The organism is Amycolatopsis kentuckyensis (genome assembly GCF_041679295.1).
Lineage (GTDB): Bacteria > Actinomycetota > Actinomycetes > Mycobacteriales > Pseudonocardiaceae > Amycolatopsis > Amycolatopsis kentuckyensis_A.
Genome location: NZ_JBGDMD010000002.1, coordinates 665,922 through 684,285, shown reverse-complemented (window position 1 = coordinate 684,285; position 18,364 = coordinate 665,922). Strand labels below are relative to the sequence as shown.

The following is an 18,364-nucleotide window of genomic DNA, read 5'->3' as shown; positions in this document are numbered from 1 at the left end:
CCGGTTGCCTTCAGGCCGCCGAATTGTCCGCTTCGGGCGGGGCTTGGCGGGCCTTGGCCTCGTCGATGGCCTTGGTGAGCAGGTCGCGGACGCGCTTGGGCTCGCCGACGCCCATCAGCGTCACCGAGCCGGGCTCGCCGAAGCCGATCGTGCCGGTGCTCGACCGGCCGGGCTTCAGCACCGGCGCCGACAGGCCGGCGAGCTCGCTCGAGCGTTCCTTCTGGCGGAACAGACCCGAGCGAGCGATGATCCGGCTGTCCGTCACGGCGTAGGTCGTGCGGCCGAGCGCGAGGTACCGGACGGCTTGCCGGCCGACGGCACCGTAGAGCCCGAGCACCAGCACGACGACGGCGCCGGCCATCGCGCCGCCGCTGGGCTGCTTCACGAGCAGGAACCAGAGGGCGGCGACGGCGAGGATGAGTCCGGCAGGGGCGATCACCCCGTCCGCGGCGACGTAGAGCGGGCGCTGGACCGGCTCTCCCGCCCAGAGCACGCGCTCACCGGGTAGAAGATCGATTTCCCCTGCTGACATGGCCGAACACTACTCTGTGGACGCTCCGCACGCCGAGTCCCGCGCGCGCCGCACGTGTTCGTGCACCCTCTGTGCCCTCCCGTACCCCGGGTCCGAGCGGTGTGACGGAAATCCGCGAGACCCGGCCGATGCTCCTCGATTAGCGTGGGCAGCCGTGACGTGGAGTGCTTACGGGAGTTACCTGGTCATCGTCGTCCTGATCGTGCTGGCGCCCGGTCCCGACACGATGGTGATGCTGAAGAACGCGCTGTCCGGCGGGTTCCGCGGCGGGCTGCTCGCCTCGCTGGGCATCTTCGCCGGCAACGCCGTCCAGGGCAGCGCCGCCGCGCTCGGGCTGGGCGTGCTGATCGCGCGGTCGCAGCCGGTGTTCCTCGCGCTCAAGTGGGCCGGTGCGGCCTACCTCGTCTTCCTCGGGTTCCAGGCGCTGCGCGGCGCGTTCCGCGGCAGCTACGACGTCGTCGGCGAGGCGCAACGCCGCCGCGGTGGCGGATTCCGGCGGTTCCGCGAAGGGTTCCTCTCCAACGTCACGAACCCGAAGGTACTGGTGCTGTACCTGTCCGTGCTGCCGCAGTTCCTGACGCCGTCCTCGACGGTCGGCGACTCGCTCGTGCTGGCCTACACGGTCGCGGTGCTCGGCGGGCTGTGGCTGCTGGTGCTGCTGCTGTTCGTGCACCGCGTGCGCGAGTGGCTGGGCCGGCGCCGGGTCCGTCGTACGCTGGACGGCGTGACCGGCACCGCGCTGCTCGGGTTCGGGGCCGCCCTCGCCCTGGAGTCTTGATGACCTTGAGCACCTACCTGGCGTTCGCCGGGATGATGGCGTTCCTGGCGATGATGCCGGGTCCGGACACGATGGTGGTCCTGAAGAACGCCCTGACCGGCGGCGCTCGCGGCGGCGGCTGGGCGTGCGCGGGCATCAGCGTGGCGAACTTCCTGCAGGGCACGGCGGCCGCGCTCGGGCTGGGCGCGGTGCTCACGAGGTACCAGCCGCTGTTCGAGACGGTGAAGTGGCTCGGCGCGGCCTACCTGGTGTTCCTCGGGATCCAGGCCCTGCGCGGCGCGTGGCGCGGAAACTACGAAGCGCTGGACGACGTACGGCGAGCGCGCGCGACGCCGGGACGGCGGTTCCGTGAGGGGTTCCTGTCGAACATCACCAACCCGAAGGTGATCGTGCTGTACCTGTCGGTGCTGCCGCAGTTCCTCACCCCGGCGTCGACCTTCACCGACTCGCTGCTGCTGGCGTACACGGTCGCGGCGCTCGGCGTGGTGTGGCAGGTGTTGCTGCTGTTGTTCGTGCACCGGGTACGCGGGTGGCTGCGGCGCCGCCGCGTCCGCCGCGCCATGGACGGCGCGACGGGCGCGGCTCTCGTCGGCTTCGGTGCTGCCCTCGCCTTCGAAGGCTAGAGCGTCCGGTCCAGCCAGTCGTAGATCCGGCCGGCCGCGAGCCGCTGGGCGCCGACGTGGCAGTGCGCGTCCGCGCCCTCCTCCGCCGTGAACGTCATCAGCGTCTTCGGCGCCTTCAGGTGCGCGTACAGCCGTCGCGGCTCGGTCTCCGTCTCGCCGCCGAAGAACAAGTCGTCCGCCGCTTCGCACACCAGCGTCGGGCACTCGATCTGCTCCGCGATGCCGCCTTCGAGCGTGTACTCGAGGTACTTCGCGACGAACTCGCGGTCCGTCGCCGCGCCCAGCACGTACCGGCCGTGGTCGCACGCCCAGCGCAGCGTCGGACTGGCTTCGCGGCCGACGGCGAGGATCGCGTCGAACTCCGCGTCCTCCGCGGCGCGCGCCCGGCGGACGATCTCCTCGCGCGGCCACGGCAGCATCTGCGTCACCGCGGAACCCGCGTCGTACACCCCGTCGACCGCGACCACCGCCGCCAGGCGGTGCTCGAACGCCGCCGCGCGCGGCGCCAGCACGCCGCCCAAGCTGATGCCCAGCAACGCGATCCGCGCCGGGTCGACCCCGTCGAGCCCCAGCGCGAAGTCCACCACCGGCGTCACGACGTGCTCCCAGTCCGGGCGGAACACGAGCTTGTCGCGCCGGATCGCGCTCGGCTGGCCCGGACCGTCGAACGTCAGGACGTGGTAACCACGCGAAGCACCCGCCGCCGCGCCCATGAAGTGGCATTCCTCGGCGCTGCCGTCGAACCCGCTGTGGATCAGCAGCAACGGCTTGGGCCCTTCGCCCGGCGCGCGGTAGAAGTACCCCTGCAGAACCGTTCCCTCGTAAGGGATTTCGACCGGCTCCGCGACACCCGCCCGCCGGAAGCACTCGACGCTGCGGTCGTACGCCGACGCGATGCGCGGGTCCGCCGGGTCACCGTGCAGGAAGAACTCCGCCGAGAAGTAGTACGTCGACGCGCGCAGCAGCAGGTCGCGCGCGGTGACCGGGCCGGCCTCGGCCGCTTCGGCGTACAGCCGGTCGGCCAGGGCGCGGTAAGCGTCGTGCCAGCTGTCGTAGTCGCCGGCCGTCACGGTCGACGCGGCGGCGAGCACCTCGCCGAAGTCCGAGCCGCCGTAGGTCGTGTGGCCGAACAGGCGCAGCGTCTCGAACCAGAACTGCGGGTCTTCTTCGAACAGGATCTGCTTCATCGGATCTCTTCCTCCACAAAGGTTTCGAACGAGCGGGCGGGCCGGCCGGTGACCTCTTCGACGGCCGTGGTGACGCGGTCTTCGGCGCCGCGGCGGATGTCCTCGTCGAGCGCGGCGAGCACCGCGGCGAACTCCGCCGGGATCCCGGACGCGGTCACGCGCGCCGCGAATTCGGTGGTGCTCACCGCGCGGTGGCGCACCGGGCGTCCGGTGTGCGCGGTGATGATCGACGCGGCTTCGGCGTAGCTCACCGCACCGGGACCGGTGAGGACGTGTTCGGTGTTGTGCGGTTCGCGGTCGGTCAGGGCGCGGACGGCGACCGCCGCGATGTCACCGGCGTCGACGAACGCGACCCGCGCGTCACCGGTGGCCGTGACGATCTCGCCGTCCCGCACGCCTTGAGCCACCAGGTGCTCGCCGGTGAAGTTCTGCATGAACCAGGACGGCCGCAGCACGGCCCACTCCGGGAACGCGCGCACCAGCCGCTGGAGATCGCCGAGCCCGGGCGTGTCCGCCGTGACGGCCGACGAGCTGAGCAGCACGACCCGGCGGACGCCGGCCGCGAGTGCGTCGTCCAGGAACGGCTCGACGAGACCGGCCGGCGCGGCTTCACCGATCGGCGCGAGCAGGTACACCGCGGAGACGTCGCGCAGTGCGGCGGCGTGGGTCGAGCGGTCGGTCCAGTCGAACCGGACCTGACCGGGCTCGCCCGGCTTGCGCGTGGCGGCCCGCGCGGCGAACCCGGCGGCCCGCAGGCCCGCGACGACCCGGCGGCCGGTGGTGCCGGTGCCGCCGAGGACGAGGACGAGGACGTCACCCACCGAAGGCCGCCGTCAGCTCGTCGGCGCCGCCGAGGACCTCGGCCGCGGCCAGCGGGCTCCAGTAGTCGCGGTAGTGCCGGATTTCGCCGTCCTCGACGGTGAGCACGGCGATGTACGACAGCTCGTACGGCTTCCCGGTAGCCACCACGACCCCGGCGACCGTGAACTCGGCGACGATCACGGCCGGGTCGGTCGTCTCGTGCACGGTCTTCGCGACGACCGCGCGGACGTCGAGCAGGTTCGGGTAGTCGCGCAGGTACTCGCGGATCGCGTCGCGGCCGTCGACGCGCGGCGGGTAACCGGGGCCGGCGAACGGGAACTCCAGGACGCCGTCCGGCGCCCAGAGGTCGGCGAACCCGGCCATGTCGTGCTTCAGCAGCAGGTCCAGCGCCTGCTCGACGAGGTCGCTTGGTCGCATGAACACTCCTTGTGCGGTTGGACGAGACGGTACCGTCCCGACGCAAGGTTAGCCGGGACGGTACCGTCTCGTCCACCCGCTAGACTGCCCCCATGGCACGCACCCCCACCGGCGCGGCGGTCCTCCAGCCCGAGGTCACGCAGGCGATCACCGACGCGGTCCTGCACGAGCTGGCCGAGCAGGGCTACGGGCGGCTGTCGATGGAGGCCGTCGCGAAACGCGCCGGCGTCGGCAAGAGCGCGCTCTACCGGCGCTGGAAGTCGAAGGACGAGATGATCGCCGCGGTGGTCACGGAGTTCAGCGTGTCGCGCGCGGTGCTCGAAGACACCGGCTCACTGCGCGGCGACCTGCGCGCGACGCTGCAGGCGGTGCTCGACTGGCTGACCCACCCGCTGTTTTCGCGGATCCTGCCGGACCTGGTCGCGGAGGACGCGCGGAACCCGGACCGCGGCCGCGCCACCCGCGAGAACATCGGCGGGCCGCGGCGCGAGGTCGCCGAGGTGATGCTGCGCCGGGCCATCACGCGCGGCGAGCTGCCCGCGGACCTCGACCTGGAAATGGCGATGGACGTCCTGGCCGCACCGATCTACTGGCGGCTGGTGGTCCGGCAGGCACCGGCGGAACCCGACTACCTGGACCGGCTGACCGAATTCGCCCTGCGCGCACTGGGCGCGCAGGGCGCGTGACTCACGCCCGGTCCGGCTCGCCACTGACGCGCTTGATGTTCGCGCCGAGGCGGTTCAGGTTCTCCACGAAGTGCGGGTAGCCGCGGTCGATGTGGAAGACGTCCCAGACCTCGGTGACGCCGTCCGCGCACAGGCCGGCCAGCACCAGGCCGGCGCCCGCGCGGATGTCGGACGCCCAGACCGGCGCGCTCGACAGCGTCTCGACCCCCCGCACCACCGCGTGGTGGCCGTCGGTCCGCGCGTCGCCCGACAACCTGACCATCTCCTCGATGAACCGGAACCGCGCCTCGTAGACGTTCTCCGTGATCATCGACGTGCCTTCGGACACCGCCGACAGCGCCACCGCGAACGGCTGCAGGTCGGTCGCGAAGCCGGGGTACGGCAGCGTCACCCAGTCGACCGCCTTCGGGCGCTCGGGCTGGACCACGCGGAAGCCCTTGTCGTCGTAGGTCTCCACCTCGGCGCCGGCCAGCTGCAGCTTGTTCAGCACCAGGTCGAGGTGGTGCGGGTTGACGCCGCGGACCGTGATGTCGCCGCGGGTCATCGAGGCGGCGAACGCCCAGGTCGCGCCGACGATCCGGTCGCCGATCACGCTGTGCGTCGTGGGGTGCAGCTGCTCCACGCCGTGCACGGTCAGCGTCGACGTCCCGGCGCCTTCGATCTTCGCGCCCATCTCGGTCAGCATCGTGCAGATGTCGACGATCTCGGGCTCGCGCGCGCAGTTGTCGATGACCGTGGTGCCCTCGGCCAGCACGGCCGCCATCAGGATGTTCTCGGTCGCGCCGACGCTCGGGAAGTCCAGCCAGATCTGCGCGCCGACCAGCGTCTCGGCCTTCGCGACGACGCAGCCGTGCTCGATCGTGCTCGTCGCGCCCAGCTTGCGCAGGCCGTTCTGGTGCATGTCCAGCGGGCGCGAGCCGATCGCGTCGCCGCCCGGCAGCGCCACGACAGCCTGCTTCAGCCGCCCGACCAGCGGCCCCAGCACGCAGACGGACGCGCGCAGCTTGCCCATCGCGGCCGAGTCCGCGCGGTGCGACAGCTCGGCCGGCGTCGTGATGGTGGCGGTGTCGCCCTCGATGACGACCTCGCAGCCGACGCTCCGCAGCACGTCGCCCATCAGCGGGACGTCCAGGATCTGCGGGCAGTTCGTGATGGTCGTGGTCCCCTCCGCGAGGAGGGCGGCGGCCATCAGCTTCAGCACGCTGTTCTTGGCGCCGACCACGTCGACCTCGCCGACCAGCCGGGCTCCGCCATGCACGTCGAAGTGCTCGCTCATGGCCGCCAATCATGCCCTCTCGCCCGGATTCGGCCCGGGCGGGGGCCGCTATGGTGGGTTCATGGTCGTTCGCATCAACCGCGTCTACACGAAGGTCGGCGACAACGGCACGACCGCGCTCGGCGACGGGTCCCGCGTGCCGAAGACGTCCCCGCGGCTGGGCGCGTACGCGGACACCGACGAGACGAACTCGGTGCTGGGCCTGGCGATCGCGGTCGGGCAGCTGCCCGGCGAAATCACGGACGTGCTGCGTACGGTGCAGAACGATCTCTTCGACGTCGGCGCCGACCTGTGCCTGCCGATTTCCGACGACCCGCCGTACCCGCCGCTGCGGATCACCGAGAAGTACGTCGAACGCCTCGAAGGCTGGTGCGACGAGTTCAACGAGCGGCTGCCGAAGCTGACGTCGTTCATCCTGCCGGGCGGCACGCCGGGCGCGGCGTTCCTGCACCAGGCGCGGACGGTGTCCCGGCGCGCGGAGCGGTCGGCGTGGGAGCTGTACGAAGCGGAGCCGGAGACGACGAACCCGGTGGCGCTCAAGTACCTGAACCGGCTGTCGGACCTGCTGTTCATCCTCGCCCGGCTGGCCAACCCCGAGGGTGACGTGCTCTGGCAGCCGGGCGGGCAGCCCTCCTAGATCCCCCAGCTCTCCCGCAGCGACCCCAGCGCCTGGTGGAAGCCGGGGAACGTCTTCTTCACGCACTCCGGGTCGTCCAGCGTGATGCCCGGCGTGCGCAGGCCCGTGATGCTGAACGCCATCGCGATCCGGTGGTCGCGGCGGCACTTGACCAGCGCGCCCGTGGGCGTGCCGGGCTGGATTTCGATCCAGTCGCGGCCCGTCTCGACCTCGATGCCCAGCGCGCGCAGGTTCTCCTCGCACGCGTCGAGCCGGTCGCACTCCTTGATGCGCGTGTTGTAGACGTCCTCGATGCGCACCGGCCCGGACGCGAAGGGCGCGATCGCCGCCAGCGTCGGGACGGTGTCGGAGATGTCGCGCATGTTCACCGTGACGCCGCGCAGGCCGTCGGACGGGCCGGCGACCGTCACCGAGTCTTCGGCGAGGTCCACGTGCGCGCCCATCTCACGCAGCACGTCGGCGAACTTCACGTCACCCTGCAGGGCCGACGAGCCGAGGCCCGGGATGGTCACCGTGCGGCCCGTGACGGCCGCCGCGGCGAGGAAGTAGCTGGCCGTCGACGCGTCCGGCTCCACCGGGTACTCGCACGCCTGGTACGGCTGCGGCGGCACGACGAACGTCTGGCCCTCGCGACGGACGTCGACGCCGAAGCGGCGCATCATCTCGAGGGTGATCTCGACGTACGGCACCGACACCAGGTCGGTCACCGTGATCCGCAGCCCCTCCGCGGTCAGCGGCCCGAGCAGCAGCAACGCCGTCAGGAACTGCGACGACAGCCCCGCGTCGAGGGTCAGGTCACCGCCCTTGACGCCGTTCGCGCGGACCGTCACCGGGTGGTGCCCCGGCTCGCCGTGGAACGTCAGGTCGACGCCCAGCTCGCGCAGCGCGTCGGTCAGCGGGCCGAGCGGACGCCGGCGCATCTGGTCGGACGCGTCGAAGTGGAACGTGCCGGTGCCGGCCGCGGCCAGCGCGGGCAGGAACCGGGCCGTCGTGGCGCCGTCGCGGCAGAAGACGTCCGCCTCGGCGACGCCCGGGCCGGCCGGGCGGCCCTCGATGGTCCACGCGCCCGGCTGCCGGTCGACGCGGTAGCCGAGCTTGACCAGGCCCTCGGCGAAGCCCTCGGTGTCGTCCGAGTGCAGCGGGCGGCCGAGGGTCGTGGTGCCGTGCGCGGCGGCGGCCAGGAACAGGCCGCGGGCGGTGACGGACTTGGAACCGGGGATCTCGACGAGGGTCACGAACCCCAGTTTAGTGGGGCTGGATCTCCGCCATCGGGCCCCAGTCGGAGGCGTCCTGGACGTTGATGATCTGCGGGTTGTCGCTGATGTAGGCACCCAGGTTCGCGACCGCCCACTTGAAGTGGTCGGACCCGACGTGCGCGACGGCCGCGTCCTGGCCGTCGAAGCCTTCGACCAGCACGTAGGTGTTCTTGTCCTCGAGGCTGCGGGACCACTCGAAGAACCGGTTGCCGTCTTCGGCGCGGGTGTTCCGGGTGTAGTCGGCGACGATTTCCGGCCACTCTTCGGCGTGTTCGGGCTTGACCGGGAACTTGACCACGATGAAGATCATGGCCCCAACCCTAAGGCCTGGAGCGGGGTTCCGGCTGTCCCAGTTTGAGACAGCCAGGGTCAGGAGGCGCGCGGGAGACGCCGCCCGGGCGGGGCGGATTCGAGCCAGGAGAGGAACCCGGTCAGCGCGCCCGGCCCCATGGCGATCTCGATCGCCTCCTGGGTCTCGGACTCGCAGCGCAGCACGGTCGAGCCCTCGGGAACGGCGTAGGCCTCGGTCCCGGACGGGTCGCGCCGGTCGGCGATCTGCATGCTTTCGCGCTGGAAGACGCGGTCGGGGCCGGTGCGCAGGCTCCACACCCGGTACCAGACGAACTCGTCGCCCTCGTAGCGGCCCAGCCCCAGGTGCCAGCTGGACCGCGCGGCGTCCGGACGCCACCGCAGCGCGACGCTCACGCCCCCACCGCGGCGCATCCGGATCCACCGCTGGCCGTACCAGGCGGCCAGCACGGCGAGCACGATCAGGAGCCCGACTACCACCACGGTGATCTTCACGGCCCGGCTCCTGCCCGTCTCGCGCTCAGACCGACTTGCCTGCCGCGCGGAGCTGGGCCGAGGCCCTCGCCCGCTCGGTTTCGTCGTCGGCGCTCAATGCCGCCTTCGCCGCGTCGACGTCGATTTCGTCGGAGAGCTCGGCGCTCTCGGCGAGGATGCTCACCCCGGTGCCGGTCACGGAGAGGAATCCGCCGTGCACGGCCGCGCAGACCGTCTCGCCGTCGGTGGTCGTCACCTTGACCACGCCACCCTCGACGAGCTGCCCGAGCACGGGCTCGTGACCGGCCATGATGCCGATCTCGCCCTCGGTGGTCTGCGCCACCACGAAAGTGGCGGTACCCGACCAGAGACGGCGCTCGACGGCCACCAGCTCCACGGACATCTCAGCCACGTAGCACTCCTTAACTCGGGGTGTTGCCACCGAGTGTAATAGGTCTGTCTCCTGCTATGAGAACGGCGGGGGCCCGAGTCCACATAGGACACAGCCCCCGCCGAGCTCACGAGATCACTTCTTGGTGATTTCCTTGTACTTCTTCTCGAGGTCTTCGAGGCCACCGATACCCAGGAACGCCTGCTCCGGGTAGTGGTCGAAGTCACCCTTGGTGATGCGGTCGAACGACTCGATCGTCTCCGACAGCGGCACCGTCGAGCCCGGGATCTGCGTGAACGCCTCGGCGACCAGCATGTTCTGCGACAGGAACCGCTCGATGCGGCGCGCGCGCTGAACGGTCAGCTTGTCCTCTTCCGACAGCTCGTCCATACCGAGGATCGCGATGATGTCCTGCAGCTCCTTGTACTTCTGCAGGATCCGGATGACCTCGGAAGCCACCCGGTAGTGGTCCTCACCGACGATGGCCGGGTCGAGGATCGTCGACGTCGACGCCAGCGGGTCCACCGCCGGGAAGATGCCCTTCTGGAACACCGACCGGGAGAGCTCGGTGGTGGCGTCCAGGTGGGCGAACGTCGCGGCCGGGGCCGGGTCGGTGTAGTCGTCCGCGGGGACGTAGATCGCCTGCATCGAGGTGATCGAGCGACCCCGGGTCGAGGTGATCCGCTCCTGCAGCTGACCCATCTCGTCGGCCAGCGTCGGCTGGTAACCCACGGCCGACGGCATGCGGCCCAGCAGGGTCGACACCTCCGAGCCGGCCTGGGTGAACCGGAAGATGTTGTCGATGAACAGCAGCACGTCCTGGTTCTGGACGTCGCGGAAGTACTCCGCCATGGTCAGCGCGGACAGGGCGACGCGCATACGCGTGCCCGGCGGCTCGTCCATCTGGCCGAACACGAGGGCGGTGTCGTTGATGACGCCGTCCTCGGACATCTCCAGGAAGAGGTCGTTGCCCTCACGGGTGCGCTCGCCGACCCCGGCGAACACCGACGTACCACCGAAGTTGCGGGCGACGCGGGTGATCATCTCCTTGATGAGCACCGTCTTGCCGACGCCGGCGCCGCCGAACAGGCCGATCTTGCCACCCTGGACGTACGGGGTGAGCAGGTCGACGACCTTCAGGCCGGTCTCCAGCATCTCCGTCTTGCCCTCGAGCTGGTCGAAGGACGGCGGGTTGCGGTGGATGCCCCAGCGCTCGAGGTCGTCGCCGTAGCCGGGCTCGTCGAGGCACTCGCCGAGCGCGTTGTAGACGTGACCCTTGACCTTGTCGCCCACCGGCACGGTGATCGGCTTGCCGGTGTCGGTGACCTCGGCGCCCCGGACCAGGCCGTCCTGCGGCTGGAGCGAGATGGTGCGGACGAGGTTGTCACCCAGGTGGGAGGCGACCTCGAGGGTGACGGTCTTGCGCAGCTGCTCGAACTCGATTTCGACCTTGAGCGCGTTGAACTGGTCGGGCACGGAACCGCGCGGGAACTCGACGTCGACGACCGGCCCGGTCACCGAGACGATGCGCCCCTTGGCGCGCGGGGCTTCAGTACTGGTCATCAATCATCACTTCCTGCTGCGGTGAGCGCGTTCGCGCCACCGACGATTTCGGAGATCTCCTGGGTGATCTGCGCCTGGCGGGCCTGGTTCATCTCCCGCGTCAGGTTGCCCACCAGCTCGTTCGCGTTGTCCGACGCAGCCTTCATCGCCGTCCGGCGGGCGGCCAGCTCGGACGCCGCCGACTCGAGCAGCGCCGCGTAGAGCCGCGTGTTGATGTACTTCGGCAGCAGGGCGTCCAGCAGCGTGTCGGCACTCGGCTCGAACTCGTAGCTGGGGAGCAGCTCGCCCTGCTTCGGCTGCTGCTCCTCCTCGCCGTCGGTGTACTCGACCTCGAGCGGCGCGACGCGCTTGGCGACCGGCCGCTGGGTCAGCATCGACACGAACTCGGTGTAGACGATGTGGATCTCGTCGACACCCGTGATGCCGTCGGCATTGCCGTGCGCGTCGTCGGCACCGAGCATGAACGACTCGACCAGCGCCTCGCCGGCGGCGACCGCGTTGGCGTAGGCGGGCTGGTCGGAGAAGCCCGTCCAGCTGTTCACGACCTCGCGGTCGCGGAACCGGTAGTAGTTCAGGCCCTTGTTGCCGGTGACGTAGACCTCGGGCTCCTTGCCCTCCGAACGCAGGAGGGCGAGCAGCTCTTCGGTCGCGCGCAGCACGTTGGAGTTGTAGCCACCGCACTGGCCCTTGTCACTGGTCACGACCAGGACGGCGGCCCGCGTCGGGTTCGGGCGCTCGACCAGCATGGGGTGGTCGAGGTTGGCCGCCGCACCGGCCAGCGCCGAGAGCACCTTGGTGATCTCGTCCGCGTACGGCCGGGAAGCGGCGACCTTCGCCCGCGCCTTGGTGATGCGCGCGGTGGCGATGAGCTCCATCGCCTTGGTGATCTTGCCGATCGACTTGGTCGCCTTGATGCGCGACCGGAGTTCCCGGAGTTGTGCGGCCATGAGCTATCAGCTCACTTCTTCGGGGCGGGCTTGTTGACCTTGACGGTCTCGTGCCCGACCTTGTCGGCGTCCATCGCGTCGGCGTCCGCCTCGACCAGGGGCTTGCCCTCGGAGGTGGTGAACTCCTTCTTGAACTCGTTCACCGCTTCGACGACGGCCTCGCGGGTCTCCTGCGGGAACTTGCCCGACTCGCGGATGCCCTTGATGAGGTCGGCGTGCTTGCGGCGGGCCGAGTCGATGAACTCGTGGTTGAAGCGGCGGACGTCCTCGACCGGGACCGAGTCGTAGTGGCCGTTCGTGCCCAGGTACACCGTGAGGACCTGCTCCTCGACCGGGATCGGCGAGTACTGCGGCTGCTTGAGCACCTCGTACAGCCGGGCACCGCGCTCGAGCTGCGCCTTGGAGGCGTCGTCGAGGTCGGAGGCGAAGGCCGCGAAGGCCTCCAGCTCGCGGTACTGGGACAGGTCGATCCGGAGCGAGCCCGCGACGTCCTTCATCGCCTTGACCTGCGCGGCACCACCCACGCGGGAGACCGAGATACCCACGTCGATGGCCGGGCGCTGGCCGGCGTTGAACAGGTCCGACTGGAAGAAGCACTGGCCGTCGGTGATCGAGATGACGTTCGTCGGGATGTAGGCCGACACGTCGTTGGCCTTCGTCTCGATGATCGGCAGCCCGGTCAGCGAGCCGGCACCCAGCTCGTCCGACAGCTTCGCGCAACGCTCCAGCAGGCGGGAGTGCAAGTAGAAGACGTCGCCAGGGAAGGCCTCACGGCCCGGCGGGCGGCGCAGCAGCAGCGAGATCGCGCGGTAGGCGTCGGCCTGCTTGGTCAGGTCGTCGAACACGATGAGGACGTGCTTGCCCTCGTACATCCAGTGCTGGCCGATGGCCGAGCCGGTGTACGGCGCGATCCACTTGAAGCCGGCCGAGTCGGACGCGGGGGCCGCGACGATGGTGGTGTACTCCAGCGCGCCGGCGTCCTCGAGGGACTTCTTCACGGCGGCGATCGTGGAGCCCTTCTGGCCGACCGCGACGTAGATGCAGCGAACCTGCTTCTTCGGGTCGCCGGTCTCCCAGTTGGCCTTCTGGTTGATGATCGTGTCCACGGCGACGGCGGTCTTGCCCGTCTTGCGGTCACCGATGATCAGCTGGCGCTGGCCGCGGCCGATCGGGGTCATCGCGTCGATGGCGGTGATGCCGGTCTGCAGCGGCTCCGACACCGGCTGGCGCTCGACCACCGAAGCGGCCTTGAGCTCCAGCGCGCGGCGCTCGGTGGTCTCGATGTCGCCGAGGCCGTCGATCGCCTGGCCCAGCGGGTTGACGACGCGGCCGAGGTAGCCGTCGCCGACCGGCACCGACAGGACCTGGCCGGTGCGCTTGACCTGCTGGCCTTCTTCGATGGTCTCGAAGTCACCGAGGATCGCGGCACCGATGGAGCGCGCGTCCAGGTTCAGGGCGACGCCCAGGATGCCGCCGGGGAACTCGAGCAGCTCGTTGGCCATGGCCGAGGGCAGGCCCTCGACGTGGGCGATGCCGTCACCGGCGTCCACCACGATGCCAACTTCTTCCCGGCTCACGTCCGGGGCGTAACTCGAGACGTAGTTCTCGATCGCGCTACGGATCTCATCCGAGGAGATCGTCAGCTCGGCCATGTCTTTCCCGCTCTCGCTTCGTTCTTGCCAGTATGCAAAGTCTTGTGTGACCCGGCGCTATGCCCGGGCCAGCCGCCTGCGCAGCGCCGCCAGCTGACCCGCCGCGCTCCCGTCGATGACCTCGTCGCCGACGCGGACGACGAGCCCGCCGCCGAGCCGGGGGTCGACCTCGACGTGCAGCGCGATCGGCCGCCCGTAGAGGGCGTCGAGCTTCGCGCCCAGCTGGGCGGTCTGCTCGTCGGACAGGGCGTTCGCGCTGGTCACGTAGGCGACCGAGCGCTGACGGCGTTCCGCGGCCAGCTTGACCAGCTTGTCGAGCCCGATGCCGACGCCGCGGCCCTTGGCCCGGCGCACCACCTGCTCGACGAGGGTCTCGGTGACCACGTCCACCTTGTCGGCGAACAGCCCGCGCACCAGGGTGCGCTTGGCGTCGGCGGGACCGGCCAGGTCGGAGAGCGCGGCCTCCAGTTCCGGGGCGCCGGCCACGATCCGCGCGACCTGGAACAGCTGGGACTCGACGGTGTCGACGTTCCCGGTCTTCTCGGCCGCGGTGAGCAGCGCCGAGCGGCCGAGCTCCTCGAGCCCGTCGGTCAGCTCGCGGGGGCTGGACCAGCGGCTGCCGGCCACGGCGTCGAGCACCTTCAGGGCCGGTTCGGACAGCTTGCCGTCGAACAGCCGGCGCACCAGCTCGGTGCGCGCCTCCGGCGTCGTCGACGCGTCGCTCACCGCCCGGCGCAGGCCGATCTCCCGGTCCAGCAGGTCGACGACCGAGAGCAGCTCGTCGCCGACCGTGGCGGCGTCGGCTCCCGCGTCGGCCAGAACCTCGCCGAGGCGTTCCTCGGCGAGGCCGAGCGCTTCACGGCTCGCAGCATGCAGCGTCATTTCTGGCTACTTCCCCGCTCCACCAGCGGCACCGGCGGTCTCCAGCTCCGCGAGGAACCGGTCGACGGTGCCACGACGGCGCGCCTCGTCTTCGAGCGACTCACCGACGATGCGGCTGGCCAGCTCCACGGCGTTGCGGCCCATGTCGGCCCGCAGCTCGGCGATGATCTGCGCCTTCTGGGCCTGCAGCTGGGCCTGCCCCTGGGCGACGATGCGCTGGGACTCGGCCTCGGCCTCGGCCCGCAGCTCCGCCTTGATCTGCTCGGCTTCGAGCCGCGCGTCGTCACGGATCTTCGCGGCTTCGCTGCGGGCTTCCTGCAGCTGGGCCTTGTACTTGGCCAGCGCCTCTTCGGCCTCGGCCTGGGCCTTCTCGGCCTTCTCGATGCCACCCTCGATCTTCTGCGCACGCTCTTCGTACGCGGCCTCGAAGCGAGGGACGACGTACTTCTTGAGGATGAACAGCAGGATGAGGAAGGCGACGATGCCGAGGATCAGCTCCGAGATGTCGGGGATGATCGGGTTGTGCGTTTCGCCCTCTGCGGCGAGGACCAAGGCACTGTTCAGCACGGCGTCTCCTTAAAGCGATGAGCCGAGGACTCAGGCGGCGGAGGCGATGAAGTAGATGACGATGCCGATCAGGGCGAGCACCTCGGTCAGAACGAAGGTCGAGAAGCCGATGCCCTGCAGCTTGCCCTGCGCCTCCGGCTGACGCGCGGTGCCGTTGATGACGGCGGCGAAGATCAGACCCACACCGATGCCCGGGCCGATCGCGCCCAGGCCGTAGCCGATCGCGGCGAGGCCGGGGTTGATGTTGGCGGCCTGCTCGGCGGCCTGGGCCAGAACGATGTTGCTCACGTGCATTTCCCTTCACTTCGGTCCACGCGCTCGCGTGGATCGGGGGCTTGTGTTCTCAGTGCTCCGACGCCAGCGCGGCGCCGATGTACCCAGCCGACAGCAGGGCGAAGATGTAGGCCTGCAGCACCTGGATGAAGGCCTCGAGGAACGTCATCCCGATGGCGAAGATCCACGCCACCAGCGAGACCGGCTTCAGGGCCCAGCTCGACGTCTCGGTCAGCAGGAAGGTGCCGCCGAGGGTGAACACCGCCAGGATCAGGTGACCCGCGAACATGGCGGCGAAAACACGGATGGCGAGCGTCAGCGGGTTGAGGAAGAACTTCTCCGCGAACTCGATCAGCGAGAAGAGCGGCAGCACCGCCTTGGGAACGCCCGGCGGGGCGAGTTCCTTCTTGAAGTAGCCGGCGAAACCGTGCCGCTTGAACCCGACGAAGTGGTAGACCGGGTACACGACGAGGACCGACAGGGCGACCGGGAAACCGAAGCGCGCCATGGTCGGGAACTGCAGGACGGGAATGATCCCGTAGAGGTTGTTCACCAGCACGAAGGTGAACAACGCGAAAACGAGGGGTACGAACGGCTTGAAGTCCTTCGAGCCGATCTGCTCGCGCGCGATGTTGTTGCGGCTGAAGTCGTAGATCGACTCCGCCACGAACTGCCCCTTGCTCGGGACGACCTGAAGCTTGCGGGTCGCCAGCAGGAAGTACGTCGCGATGATGACCACCGAAAGCACTACGAGCAGCATCGGCTTGGTGACCGAGCCGAACAACGGCGGCAACTCGAAGCTTTCGGCGCCGGGCGGCGCGAATACCGCACCCTCGGCCAAAACCAGCGCGCCCACTGGGCTCCTTCCGGTTCTCCCGGCCGGCGTTCACTCCGCCGGGGGAATCGTCACGATCTGGACTTAACGTACCCGATACGTATCGGGACGTCGGAGGCGGCTACCCCACGGTCCGCAGAACACACCTTCACGTTCTGCACACGGGGTTGTCTCGCGTGAACACTGCCCTGCTGTCTACTTCGGACCAGCGGCGGAAGAGGCGGAACTACACGGTCGCCACACTGCTGATCGCGGTTCGTCTTGGGGAGTGCGCGGTCGAGGCCGCCACCCTTGACGCGGACCATACCAGCAGGTCAATCAGTGCCGTACACGCGTACTCCATACCCACCGATCAGCCCAGGACCTAAGTCCCGGGTCGATCCGGGACCGAGGTCCGGGACCGGGCGGGACCGGGTTCGCAACGGTGCAGGCGACAGGTCCCGGGCCGGTTTTCCGGCCCGCACGAAAGCGCACTTTTGTGGCGCCGGTCACACTCGGGCGGCCGCAGGCCGGTTCACTCTCCGTTACGAAGGTTCCGGACGAACCGGACGGACGTCAAGAGGGGATGATCGTCGGGATCTTGGTCTTGCGGAAGGCGGCGAACTCGGCCGCCGCGGCCACCAGGATGGCGACGATCATGGTGATGCCGAGCGACATCGGGTGCAGCGCGGTGACGCCCTTCAGCAGCGTCAGGGCGCCGAACAGCAGGACGACCTTCACGACGTACCCGCCGAGCGCGATGACCATGACGAACATCGGGTCCTGGCCGGCGCTGAAGCGCATCAGGCCCAGCGTCGACAGCGACGCGAGCATCGCGAGGACCGCGCCGACGAGAGAGCCGAGGAAGCCGGGCATCCCGTTGAGGATGCTGAAGAGCACGATGCAGACCAGCACCGCGGGCGGGGTGACGAGCAGCGAAGCCTTCGTCATCGCGCGGGCGGCCTGCAGCACCACCTTGGCGTGCGGGTTCTCCTGCGCTTCGGTTTCGGTCTCGCTCACGGCTGGCTCCCTGCTCGGTTCAGCCACCGAGTGTAGAGAACCCGGCCGGTCAGGTTCCGGGCTGGTTGCGCGAGCGCAGCCGCGGGACGATCGAGACCACCACCGCGAACACGAGCCCGGCCCCGATGATCCAGAGCGCCGCGGCGTCGTCGAACAGCGTCACCGAGACCGCGCCGAACGCCAGGATGCCCGCCCACAAGTAGATGAGCAGCACCGCGCGGCGCTGGGAGTGGCCGATCTCCAGCAGGCGGTGGTGCAGGTGCATCTTGTCGGCCGCGAACGGGCTTTCGCCGCGGCGCGTGCGGCGGACGACCGCCATGATCAGGTCCAGCAGCGGCACGAACAGCACTGCGGCGACGACCACCAGCGGCGAGAGCAGCGCGATCGCGTCCTTGCCGCTGAACTGCGGGTACGGCACGCGCCCGGACGCCGAGGTCGTCGCGGCCGCGAGCATCAGGCCGATCATCATCGACCCGGAGTCGCCCATGAATATCTTGGCGGGCTGGAAGTTGTACGGGAGGAACCCCAGGCACGCGCCGGCGAGCGTGGCCGCGATCAGCGCCGGCGGGTACGTGCCGACGTCGCCGCCGGAGCTGTCGAGCAGGCCGAGGGAGAACGCGCACGTCGCCGTGGCGGCGATGAACCCGAGGCCGCCGGCCAGCCCGTCGAGGCCGTCGACGAAGTTCATCGCGTTGACCATCACGACGACCATCACGACGGTGAGCAGCGCGCCCTGGTTCTTGTCGAGCACCAGCACCGAGCCGAACGAATCGCCCTGGCCGCCCCACGGCACCCAGAACGACACCCACTGCACGCCGAAGATGACCAGGATCCCGGCGCACATGACCTGGCCGGCCAGCTTCGTCCAGGCGTCCAGCTCGAACCGGTCGTCGAGCGCGCCGATGAGCGAGATGACCCCGGCGGCGAGCAGCACGCCGACCGAGTCGAACGACGCGTCGAAGCCGTGCGACAGCGCGGGCAGCTGGTGGGCCAGGCCCATCGCGCCGGCGACGCCGAGGAAGATGCCGATCCCGCCCATCCGCGGGATCGGTGCCACGTGGACGTCGCGGGCCCGGGGGTTGGCGATCGCGCCGACGCGGATCGCGATCCGGCGCACGACGCCGGTGAGCAGGTAGGTCACGGCCGTCGCGGTCAGCGCGACGAGGATGTATTCCCGGATGGGGAGGAGACCGGATGTGGGCGGCACGGGTGCGTCACGCTCGCGGGGTCGGGGTCACCCGCGACACGCTATCGTGCC

At 69.9% G+C, this 18,364-nt stretch carries 22 protein-coding genes; 4 read left to right on the top strand and 18 right to left on the bottom strand.

Annotation, left to right across the window (positions count from 1 at the left end):
- Positions 1–10: 10 nt before the first annotated feature.
- The gene (locus tag ACERZO_RS09355; protein WP_372664134.1) at positions 11–532 is read right to left on the bottom strand and encodes a PH domain-containing protein; all 522 of its coding nucleotides are present in this window, start codon (positions 530–532) and stop codon (positions 11–13) included.
- 154 nt (positions 533–686) lie between these two features.
- On the opposite strand from ACERZO_RS09355, the gene ACERZO_RS09350 reads away from it, so the two are divergent.
- Both ACERZO_RS09350 and ACERZO_RS09345 read left to right on the top strand, forming a co-directional pair.
- The gene (locus ACERZO_RS09350; protein ID WP_372664133.1) at positions 687–1,310 is read left to right on the top strand and encodes a LysE family translocator; all 624 of its coding nucleotides are present in this window, start codon (positions 687–689) and stop codon (positions 1,308–1,310) included.
- A complete protein-coding gene (locus ACERZO_RS09345; RefSeq protein ID WP_372664132.1) occupies positions 1,310–1,933 on the top strand; it encodes a LysE family translocator in 624 nt (207 codons plus the stop codon). The genes ACERZO_RS09350 and ACERZO_RS09345 overlap by 1 nt, the downstream gene beginning before the upstream one ends.
- Here the strand turns inward: ACERZO_RS09345 and ACERZO_RS09340 are convergent.
- The 3 genes from ACERZO_RS09340 to ACERZO_RS09330 are packed head-to-tail and all read right to left on the bottom strand — an operon-like array spanning position 1,930 to position 4,359.
- Complete coding sequence (locus ACERZO_RS09340; protein WP_372664131.1) at positions 1,930–3,120, bottom strand: alpha/beta hydrolase family protein; 1,191 nt, start codon at positions 3,118–3,120, stop codon at positions 1,930–1,932. The genes ACERZO_RS09345 and ACERZO_RS09340 overlap by 4 nt on opposite strands.
- A complete protein-coding gene (locus ACERZO_RS09335; RefSeq protein WP_372664130.1) occupies positions 3,117–3,941 on the bottom strand; it encodes an NmrA family NAD(P)-binding protein in 825 nt (274 codons plus the stop codon). Before ACERZO_RS09335 ends, ACERZO_RS09340 begins: the two co-directional genes overlap by 4 nt.
- On the bottom strand, positions 3,934–4,359 hold the full coding sequence (locus ACERZO_RS09330; protein ID WP_372664129.1) for a nuclear transport factor 2 family protein: 426 nt from the start codon (positions 4,357–4,359) through the stop codon (positions 3,934–3,936). Before ACERZO_RS09330 ends, ACERZO_RS09335 begins: the two co-directional genes overlap by 8 nt.
- A gap of 92 nt (positions 4,360–4,451) precedes the next feature.
- Between ACERZO_RS09330 and ACERZO_RS09325 the strand changes: the two genes are divergently transcribed.
- Positions 4,452–5,045: a TetR/AcrR family transcriptional regulator gene (locus tag ACERZO_RS09325; RefSeq protein ID WP_372664128.1), complete on the top strand. Its 594-nt coding sequence runs from the start codon at positions 4,452–4,454 to the stop codon at positions 5,043–5,045.
- 1 nt (position 5,046) lies between these two features.
- On the opposite strand, the gene murA is transcribed toward ACERZO_RS09325, so the two are convergent.
- Positions 5,047–6,321, bottom strand: a complete 1,275-nt coding sequence (gene murA / locus ACERZO_RS09320; protein ID WP_372664127.1) for a UDP-N-acetylglucosamine 1-carboxyvinyltransferase — start codon at positions 6,319–6,321, stop codon at positions 5,047–5,049.
- 61 nt (positions 6,322–6,382) lie between these two features.
- Here murA and ACERZO_RS09315 point away from each other — a divergent pair, with 61 nt between their 5' ends.
- The gene (locus ACERZO_RS09315; protein WP_372664126.1) at positions 6,383–6,958 is read left to right on the top strand and encodes a cob(I)yrinic acid a,c-diamide adenosyltransferase; all 576 of its coding nucleotides are present in this window, start codon (positions 6,383–6,385) and stop codon (positions 6,956–6,958) included.
- On the opposite strand, the gene aroA is transcribed toward ACERZO_RS09315, so the two are convergent.
- The 13 genes from aroA to ACERZO_RS09250 form a co-directional block, all read right to left on the bottom strand.
- Positions 6,955–8,193, bottom strand: a complete 1,239-nt coding sequence (gene aroA, locus ACERZO_RS09310; RefSeq protein ID WP_372664125.1) for a 3-phosphoshikimate 1-carboxyvinyltransferase — start codon at positions 8,191–8,193, stop codon at positions 6,955–6,957. The two genes, ACERZO_RS09315 and aroA, sit on opposite strands and share 4 nt — an antisense overlap.
- 10 nt (positions 8,194–8,203) lie before the next feature.
- Positions 8,204–8,524: a putative quinol monooxygenase gene (locus ACERZO_RS09305; protein ID WP_372664124.1), complete on the bottom strand. Its 321-nt coding sequence runs from the start codon at positions 8,522–8,524 to the stop codon at positions 8,204–8,206.
- A 59-nt stretch (positions 8,525–8,583) separates the two neighbouring features.
- Positions 8,584–9,018 (bottom strand): DUF2550 domain-containing protein, encoded by a 435-nt coding sequence (locus tag ACERZO_RS09300; RefSeq protein ID WP_086672635.1) that lies wholly within the window; start codon positions 9,016–9,018, stop codon positions 8,584–8,586.
- A 25-nt stretch (positions 9,019–9,043) separates the two neighbouring features.
- Positions 9,044–9,409 carry a F0F1 ATP synthase subunit epsilon gene (locus tag ACERZO_RS09295; protein WP_372664123.1) on the bottom strand — a complete coding sequence of 122 codons (366 nt, stop codon included), beginning with the start codon at positions 9,407–9,409 and terminating at the stop codon, positions 9,044–9,046.
- Between the two features lie 114 nt (positions 9,410–9,523).
- Positions 9,524–10,951: a F0F1 ATP synthase subunit beta gene (gene atpD / locus ACERZO_RS09290; RefSeq protein WP_364452811.1), complete on the bottom strand. Its 1,428-nt coding sequence runs from the start codon at positions 10,949–10,951 to the stop codon at positions 9,524–9,526.
- The gene (locus ACERZO_RS09285) at positions 10,951–11,898 is read right to left on the bottom strand and encodes a F0F1 ATP synthase subunit gamma (protein ID WP_372664122.1); all 948 of its coding nucleotides are present in this window, start codon (positions 11,896–11,898) and stop codon (positions 10,951–10,953) included. Before ACERZO_RS09285 ends, atpD begins: the two co-directional genes overlap by 1 nt.
- A gap of 11 nt (positions 11,899–11,909) precedes the next feature.
- Positions 11,910–13,550, bottom strand: a complete 1,641-nt coding sequence (gene atpA, locus ACERZO_RS09280; RefSeq protein WP_372664121.1) for a F0F1 ATP synthase subunit alpha — start codon at positions 13,548–13,550, stop codon at positions 11,910–11,912.
- A 57-nt stretch (positions 13,551–13,607) separates the two neighbouring features.
- On the bottom strand, positions 13,608–14,432 hold the full coding sequence (locus ACERZO_RS09275) for a F0F1 ATP synthase subunit delta (RefSeq protein WP_372664120.1): 825 nt from the start codon (positions 14,430–14,432) through the stop codon (positions 13,608–13,610).
- 6 nt (positions 14,433–14,438) lie between these two features.
- A complete protein-coding gene (locus ACERZO_RS09270) occupies positions 14,439–14,999 on the bottom strand; it encodes a F0F1 ATP synthase subunit B (protein WP_372664119.1) in 561 nt (186 codons plus the stop codon).
- Between the two features lie 30 nt (positions 15,000–15,029).
- The gene (locus ACERZO_RS09265) at positions 15,030–15,287 is read right to left on the bottom strand and encodes an ATP F0F1 synthase subunit C (RefSeq protein WP_033261340.1); all 258 of its coding nucleotides are present in this window, start codon (positions 15,285–15,287) and stop codon (positions 15,030–15,032) included.
- Positions 15,288–15,342: 55 nt separating this feature from the next.
- Positions 15,343–16,128, bottom strand: coding sequence for a F0F1 ATP synthase subunit A (gene atpB, locus ACERZO_RS09260; RefSeq protein ID WP_372664118.1), 786 nt, complete (start codon positions 16,126–16,128; stop codon positions 15,343–15,345).
- 534 nt (positions 16,129–16,662) lie between these two features.
- Positions 16,663–17,106 carry a hypothetical protein gene (locus ACERZO_RS09255; protein ID WP_372664117.1) on the bottom strand — a complete coding sequence of 148 codons (444 nt, stop codon included), beginning with the start codon at positions 17,104–17,106 and terminating at the stop codon, positions 16,663–16,665.
- 49 nt (positions 17,107–17,155) lie between these two features.
- Entirely contained in the window at positions 17,156–18,313 is a 1,158-nt protein-coding gene (locus tag ACERZO_RS09250) for a glycosyltransferase family 4 protein (RefSeq protein WP_372664116.1), read from the bottom strand.
- Positions 18,314–18,364 lie beyond the last annotated feature (51 nt).

Bases quoted from the DNA above. Each gene is read 5' to 3' on its own strand.
- ACERZO_RS09275 (WP_372664120.1), bottom strand. From the start codon at position 14,432: ATGACGCTGCATGCTGCGAGCCGTGAAGCGCTCGGCCTCGCCGAGGAA.
- ACERZO_RS09315 (WP_372664126.1), top strand. From the start codon at position 6,383: ATGGTCGTTCGCATCAACCGCGTCTACACGAAGGTCGGCGACAACGGC.
- ACERZO_RS09345 (WP_372664132.1), top strand. From the start codon at position 1,310: ATGACCTTGAGCACCTACCTGGCGTTCGCCGGGATGATGGCGTTCCTG.
- ACERZO_RS09355 (WP_372664134.1), bottom strand. From the start codon at position 532: ATGTCAGCAGGGGAAATCGATCTTCTACCCGGTGAGCGCGTGCTCTGG.
- ACERZO_RS09340 (WP_372664131.1), bottom strand. From the start codon at position 3,120: ATGAAGCAGATCCTGTTCGAAGAAGACCCGCAGTTCTGGTTCGAGACG.
- ACERZO_RS09285 (WP_372664122.1), bottom strand. From the start codon at position 11,898: ATGGCCGCACAACTCCGGGAACTCCGGTCGCGCATCAAGGCGACCAAG.
- ACERZO_RS09305 (WP_372664124.1), bottom strand. From the start codon at position 8,524: ATGATCTTCATCGTGGTCAAGTTCCCGGTCAAGCCCGAACACGCCGAA.
- atpD (WP_364452811.1), bottom strand. From the start codon at position 10,951: ATGACCAGTACTGAAGCCCCGCGCGCCAAGGGGCGCATCGTCTCGGTG.
- atpA (WP_372664121.1), bottom strand. From the start codon at position 13,550: ATGGCCGAGCTGACGATCTCCTCGGATGAGATCCGTAGCGCGATCGAG.
- murA (WP_372664127.1), bottom strand. From the start codon at position 6,321: ATGAGCGAGCACTTCGACGTGCATGGCGGAGCCCGGCTGGTCGGCGAG.
- ACERZO_RS09330 (WP_372664129.1), bottom strand. From the start codon at position 4,359: ATGCGACCAAGCGACCTCGTCGAGCAGGCGCTGGACCTGCTGCTGAAG.
- ACERZO_RS09325 (WP_372664128.1), top strand. From the start codon at position 4,452: ATGGCACGCACCCCCACCGGCGCGGCGGTCCTCCAGCCCGAGGTCACG.